The organism is Proteiniphilum sp. (assembly GCF_040307845.1).
Lineage (GTDB): Bacteria > Bacteroidota > Bacteroidia > Bacteroidales > Dysgonomonadaceae > Proteiniphilum.
In genome coordinates this window covers 21089-27656 of the sequence record NZ_JAWRIS010000050.1, presented here as the reverse complement: position 1 = coordinate 27656, position 6568 = coordinate 21089, and the positions used below count along the sequence as shown (strand labels likewise).

6 protein-coding genes are annotated in these 6568 nt (G+C 45.9%); all 6 read right to left on the bottom strand.

The features are described from left to right. Positions 1-266: 266 nt before the first annotated feature. The 6 genes from ABV001_RS12095 to menB all read right to left on the bottom strand — a co-directional run bounded on the left by ABV001_RS12095 (position 267) and on the right by menB (position 6566). Positions 267-890 carry a WbqC family protein gene (locus ABV001_RS12095; protein WP_352423047.1) on the bottom strand — a complete coding sequence of 208 codons (624 nt, stop codon included), beginning with the start codon at positions 888-890 and terminating at the stop codon, positions 267-269. 49 nt (positions 891-939) lie between these two features. Further along, on the bottom strand, positions 940-2463 hold the full coding sequence (gene lepB / locus ABV001_RS12090; protein WP_352423046.1) for a signal peptidase I: 1524 nt from the start codon (positions 2461-2463) through the stop codon (positions 940-942). Positions 2464-2531: 68 nt separating this feature from the next. Then, positions 2532-3257: a 4-hydroxy-tetrahydrodipicolinate reductase gene (gene dapB / locus ABV001_RS12085; RefSeq protein ID WP_352423045.1), complete on the bottom strand. Its 726-nt coding sequence runs from the start codon at positions 3255-3257 to the stop codon at positions 2532-2534. A 36-nt stretch (positions 3258-3293) separates the two neighbouring features. Beyond that, entirely contained in the window at positions 3294-4391 is a 1098-nt protein-coding gene (locus ABV001_RS12080; RefSeq protein WP_352423044.1) for an AMP-binding protein, read from the bottom strand. Positions 4392-4530: 139 nt separating this feature from the next. Then, positions 4531-5586: an o-succinylbenzoate synthase gene (locus ABV001_RS12075; protein ID WP_352423043.1), complete on the bottom strand. Its 1056-nt coding sequence runs from the start codon at positions 5584-5586 to the stop codon at positions 4531-4533. A 155-nt stretch (positions 5587-5741) separates the two neighbouring features. Next, positions 5742-6566, bottom strand: a complete 825-nt coding sequence (gene menB / locus ABV001_RS12070; RefSeq protein WP_352423048.1) for a 1,4-dihydroxy-2-naphthoyl-CoA synthase — start codon at positions 6564-6566, stop codon at positions 5742-5744. Between the last annotated feature and the right edge of the window lie 2 nt (positions 6567-6568).

Below are 6568 nucleotides of genomic sequence, written 5' to 3'. Positions count from 1 at the left end.
CGCTTTTATACTTAACAAATATGTTGTTAAGTGTGAATTTTTGTTGCCGGTTATTTTTAGTGTATATGTACATTAAACCTTTGTTTTGGATGGTTTGTTAGATGATTTTAAGCACTGATGATCTTTTATTAGGGTTTGATGTTATCTTCACACTCTGCAAAGATAGTAAAAATATATTATAACCAAATTATTAATGTTAAATTTTTTTTGGTGGTGTTGTTTTTTTATAGTGTATGGCTTTGTTCGCTGTTTATTAAATGTTACAGTTATTTGTGCATTTGATTGATCAGGTAAAGTCTCGTTTCGTTGCCCAGATTGAACAGCAGATCGATAATACTGAGGTTGGGGATAAAACCCAGTTTTTCAGCGAAGACCTGATAGTAAGCTGGTATGTCAGTTCCGGAGGGCTTTTTGGGGTCAATCGATTCGCGCAGATCGATAGTGTTGTAACCAGGCTCCCGTGTAAATTCCGGAGTATATTCAACAGGAGTTTCCATGTCGAGGAATTTACATATTAACTGGCGTAACTGCTCATTGAAATCATGGAGGAATATGAATTTTTTCTCATAAAACGGTCGGAAATCCTCTTCGAAATATTGAAAGAATGGCGTGGAGTTATATGCCGAAACGATGGCGTTCCAATGCAAATGTTGCCAATCGCCATGTTCTGCAATGCGGATGTCTTTCATCCGGATTTTCCCCTTTTCGGGTTTCTCCACCGGGATACTCAAGGGAAGGGGCCCGTTTGCCCCGGCAATCACACATCGATTGCGATAAGACTGTTTCCGGTAATTCTCATTCACTTCGATAAACGCTCTTTCAGCATGAAAAAGGGCTGCGTAATATTCCACCGGCGCCAGGTATAGAGACGACAAAAGCATCATCATCACTTCAATAAATCATCACATTGTCAATGCTTTCCGATAAATCGGGATCAATTTATGCCGGTATCTTGGCGCTGCGAAACAACCTTTTCCACCTTATCTTACCGTTGAACCAGTTGTTGTCTTTTTCCAATGACAACCAGATAAGCATGGGCTGACCCACGATATGGTCTTCAGGAACAAATCCCCATACCCGGGAATCGGCGGAGTTATGGCGGTTGTCTCCCATCATAAAATAATAATCGAATTGGAAGGTGTAAGAGTCGGCTGGCTGTCCGTTAATGTATACTTTGCCATCGCGATAAGCAAAGTCGTTTCCTTCATAATTCTTGATGCAGCGCTCGTAAGCAGCCACCTTGAAATCAGTATCACTGTCGAAATGGATGGTGGCACCTTTCTTGGGTATCCACAACGGTCCAAAGGTGTCTCGGGTCCATCCTGTCTCATAGTTGAGCGGATAATAGTAAGCCTGTCCCGGTTGTTCCTTTTCTTTGATCACATCCCAGACAAAAGGTTTGGCTTTCAATTGTTCTACCATCCCATCAGTGAGAGGGATATTAAAATAAACCCTTCCATTATTGCCATTCCGGGGGTACAGTCTATTCCAGGCCATACTCAGGCTATCTGCACCTGTCAGGTCCTGCGAGTGGATGACTATTTGTCCGTAAGCATCATACTTCAGATAATCGCCTTTGTTGACAGCTAATTCTTTGAAAACGTCCGGAGAAATAATAGTCCCGTCGGTATGGATCATGTAATTGTGCTGAGAGAGACGGGGATTGGGCAGGCGGGTTCCGTCGATGTATACGGCATCGTCTTTCAATTCAATGGTTTCCCCCGGAAGACCGATACACCGTTTTACATAGTTCTCGCGCCGGTCTACCGGACGATAGACAATCTCTCCGTAGGTGCGTTTGTCTGACCGTACGCCCGCACTTCCGTTTGGATTATATTTCGAAAGAAGATAGAAATCTGTTCCCTGCTGATTCAGGGCAACGGTATCACCGGTTGGGAAGTTGAATACTACAATATCGTTCCTTTTCACTTCGCCAAATCCCTTTAAGCGTCGGTATTTCCACTGCGGCTTGTCGATATATGATTTCCCGCCGACTACCGGCATGGTGTGCTGGGCCAGGGGAAACGACAATGGCGTGATGGGTGCACGGGGACCGTAACTCATTTTGCTTACGGCCAGAAAATCCCCCACCAGCAGCGATTTTTCAAGCGATGAAGTGGGGATCTGGTAATTCTGGAAGAAAAAGGTGTTGATGAAATAAACGGCGATCAACGCGAACAGGATGGCATCCACCCATTCCATCGTTTTTCTGAAAGTGCTGTTTTTTGACTGCTTCCAGAACGACCAAGGCACGAATTTAGTGATATAGATATCAAAGAATAGCAGGATAAAAAGCGATATCCATGGGGAACCGACCCATAGTGAGAATAGTATGGTCGCTACCCCCCATACGGCAAACCATACCCATTGCCGGCGCGAAGCATTTGAAAGTCTTGTGCCCAGATCGGGGGATGATGTTGCGGTTTTTTTAGCCTGTTGGTTTTGAGATGGTTTATGGCTCATTTTATTTCTTTTATTGTCTTTTGTCGAATATATTCATAATCAAGTCATGTGGGATATCATACCTATTGTTAACGGCAGAAATCCAGCAAGTCTTCCATGGTGAGAAATCCTTTTTTCTCTTTGGTGAATTCTGCCGCAAGTACGGCGCCGAGAGCAAATCCTTTCCGGTTTTTTGCGTCGTGTGTGATACGGATAATGTCGGCGTCAGATTCATAAATCACCGAATGGATGCCCGGTACTTCTCCTTCCCGGAAAGCATCGATACGGAGTGTGCCGTCATCCGTGGCATCTTTACCCAAAGTCCATCCTTTTTTCCTATCGATATGCTCCAGGATACCTTCTGCCAGCGTGATAGCAGTACCACTGGGGGCATCCAACTTGTGGATATGGTGGGTCTCTTCCATCCGTACCTCATAACCGGGATAGCGGTTCATCAATTTCGCAAGGTAGTTGTTCAACGCAAAGAAGATATTGACACCCAGGCTGAAATTGGAGGCATAAAAAAATGTCTTGCCGTTATTTTCACACGCTTCTTTAATTTCATCAAGGTGCGCGAGCCATCCCGTTGTTCCCGACACCACCGGTATTCCGGCGGCAAATGCCTGTCTGTAATTCCGTAAAGCACTTTCGGGAGAAGTGAATTCAATCGCGACGTCTGCTCCTTTGAATGCGGAAGAATTAAATTTGTCTTCTTCGTTCAAATCGATGATACATATAATTTCGTGGCCTCTTTCACGGGCGATTTTCTCTATCTCGTGGCCCATTTTTCCGTAGCCGATAAGCGCTATCTTCATTTTGTCCTTTTAGTTATGATAGGCAAAAATACAAAATTAATACATATATCCTGTCGTTGGTGATGATAGATTAATCTTTTTTGCGAGTTGCTTTACCGCCGAACGGTCGATTTTACCATTTCCCGTTTGCGGAATGGCTTCTACAACGTGGATAAGCAGTGGTTGTTGATGGCGCGGAAGGAGTTTTTTGATGTTTTTTTTCACGTGAACCGGATTATCCGGGTGTTCTATCAGGAGGACAATGGCTTCTCCTAATTTAGGATGGGAGATGGAGGTAATTGCAAAATTTCCTGTAATAAAAGGGTGTAAAACTTGCTCTACCTCCTCTATCTGTATTTTGATCCCTCCGGAATTGACTACATTGTCGATTCTCCCGATAATGCGGAAACTGCTATCCGTGCGGAGTTCGGCAATATCGTTCGTCAGGAGTGGCTGGTCGGCGATCAGGGGAGCATTTATTATTAACCTATTGTCTTCGGATAATGCCACTTCAACAGTTGGAAAGGGAGTATAATAACTGCGGGCACCGGCTCCGCTGATCCTGCGAAGCGCAATATGTGAAACGGTTTCGGTCATTCCGTAGGTGGAGTAGATGGAGTTTGGAAATTCTCTCAATGCTGCATCAAGGGTTTCGTCAATAGCTCCACCACCAATAATAAGGTGTTTGATTCGGGATAGCCGTTGTTTCTCTTTTTCTGCTTGAAGGGAGTTATACACCTGTAAGGGTACCATAGCAGCGAAATCAAACGGGATATCTGTCCGGATAAGCGGGTGCCCGTCCGGTTCCACAGGATATATATCCAGTCCGGCATATAGCGCGCGTACAACCATCATTTTGCCGGCGATGTACGCTAAAGGCAAGCAAAGCAAAGCCTTATCGCCCTTTTTCAGATGAAAGAAATCGCAGGTGCCTTTGGCGCTTTGCAGCATCTGTTCTTTACGCACGATGATTTCTTTGGGCGTCCCGGTTGATCCGGAAGTATGCAGGCGGTAAGTAGCAGAGTCGGAGAACCATTCTCTCAGGAAGAGGTATAATTGGCGATGAAAAGGGGATTTTCCGGCAAAAACGGGTTTCCGTTCTCCAGTAAAATCTGCCGGAGCATAAATGATATTTTCAATACTTATTGTATACATTTTTTTGAAATTAGAAATTCCCCAGTCTCCTTATCTCTCAGTCTTTCAATATTCACATTGACTTCGTCCATTTTCTGTCGTCATTCGGCAAAGCGCAAACAAGTTTGGCTATGCACTCGTTCCTAAGAAAATTGGCGCATTATTCACATTCACCTAACCACTCAGGCACTTTCCCACCTGGATCAAACCACAACTGTTCTCCCCTGATCTCTAAAGGCACCGGGATATTGTTAGTATATAAGGTGCCGGTACCCAATCCCTGGGATAACGGGTTCTTGAAGGTGGCGCACCATTGGGCAATACTATTAAGTCCTATATTCGATTCTAATGCTGAGGTGATCCACCATCCTATATTCATTTCGCCGGCCAGTTCAATCCACCCGGTGCAGCCGGCTATGCCTCCATGAAGGGATGGTTTTAATATAATATATTGTGGATGAATCGTTTCCAGTAATTTTCTTTTTTCGGCAGGATCATTGACACCTATCAACTCTTCATCCAGAGCGATGGGTAGTGGAGTGGAGGCACATAATCCGGCCATGTTCTGCCATTGGCCCGCTGGAATAGGTTGTTCAATGGAATGTATGCCGAGTTCGGCCAATTGATGGAGTTTGGCTATCGCGTTATTGAAATCGAAGTTGCCGTTGGCATCCACACGCAGGATAACTTCCTGCGATGTGTAACGACTGCGGATAAAGCGTAGCAGGTCGAGCTCCCGGTCGAAGTCTATCGCTCCGATTTTGAGTTTAATACAGTGGAATCCTCTTGACAGCAAGGATTCAATCTGTTGCATCATGGTGTTATGATCCCCCATCCAGACAAGCCCGTTGATGGTAATCCCTTGCTCTCCTTTGCTAAACGAGGTGTCCCATAATTGCCATGACCGCCGTTGATAATGTTGCATGGCTGTTTCCAGCCCGAACAGGATGGAGGGGTGGTGTCGGATTAATTCCGGATCGACCTGTTGTTTTTCTTCTGTGATTTTACAGAAAGCAGCCAGCGTTTCAGCGTAATCCCGGGTATAATCACAACTGAGGTCGTGGAGCGGGGCGCATTCGCCTATTCCGTAATGTGACTCGTCCTCTGTATCCCGGAAAACAACATACCACACTTTGTGCTCTGTGTAAACACCTCTTGAAGTACCTGCCGGCTGTTTGAACTGCAGATTATAGGGGAAAATCTCTATCCGGAACATGTGTTGCAATTGTTGAATTGTTTGAAATTGGAAGTCTGAAGTTAAGAAGTTAAGAAGTTGAGAAGTTGGACACATCGACAAATTAATAAATTAGCACCTCAACTTAGTCTTGGTTCTTTTGTCTTGACTCTTGGCTCTAAAAATCTTGGTTCTTTTCAAGGCAGTTTGGGGAATTGCCTGAAATCGGGTTTCCGTTTTTCGAGGAACGCCTGTTTTCCTTCCTGTGCTTCCTCCGTGAGATAATAAAGCATCGTCGCGTCCCCGGCCAACTCCTGTATGCCTGCCTGGCCGTCGAGCTCGGCGTTCAGTCCGGCCTTGATCATGCGGAGTGCCAGGGGGCTGTGTTGCATCATCGTCTCGGCCCATTCTACCACTTCGTCCTCCAGCTTGTCGAACGGTACTACTTTGTTCACCAGCCCCATCCCGAGCGCTTCCTGTGCGTTGTACTGACGGCAGAGGAACCATATTTCGCGGGCTTTCTTCTGCCCCACGATGCGGGCAAGGTAAGAGGAGCCGAAGCCGGCGTCGAAGCTTCCTACACGTGGCCCGGTCTGGCCAAAGATGGCATTCTCTGACGCGATCGATAAGTCGCAGACCACATGCAATACATGTCCTCCGCCGATAGCATAGCCGTTGACCATCGCAATTACCGGTTTGGGTATCGACCGGATTTGCTTCTGCACGTCGAGCACACTGAGGCGTGGTACACCTTCCTTATCGATATAGCCTCCTTTTCCTTTCACATTCTGATCGCCTCCCGAACAAAAGGCTTTGTCGCCTGCCCCGGTGATAACGACCACGCTGATATCCGAATCTTCACGGCAGATGCGTAAGGCGTCGCTCATTTCACCTGTGGTGGTGGGGGTAAAGGCATTACGGTAGCGGGGGCGGTTGATGGTGATCCGTGCGATCCCGTTATAAAGGTCGAAAAGAATATCTTCGTATTCCTTGATGGTTGTCCATTCTCTGTTTGCCATAATTT

Excerpts from the sequence above, each read along its gene's own strand:
- lepB (WP_352423046.1), bottom strand. The coding sequence starts at position 2,463 with ATGAGCCATAAACCATCTCAAAACCAACAGGCTAAAAAAACCGCAACA.
- ABV001_RS12075 (WP_352423043.1), bottom strand. The coding sequence starts at position 5,586 with ATGTTCCGGATAGAGATTTTCCCCTATAATCTGCAGTTCAAACAGCCG.
- ABV001_RS12080 (WP_352423044.1), bottom strand. The coding sequence starts at position 4,391 with ATGTATACAATAAGTATTGAAAATATCATTTATGCTCCGGCAGATTTT.
- dapB (WP_352423045.1), bottom strand. The coding sequence starts at position 3,257 with ATGAAGATAGCGCTTATCGGCTACGGAAAAATGGGCCACGAGATAGAG.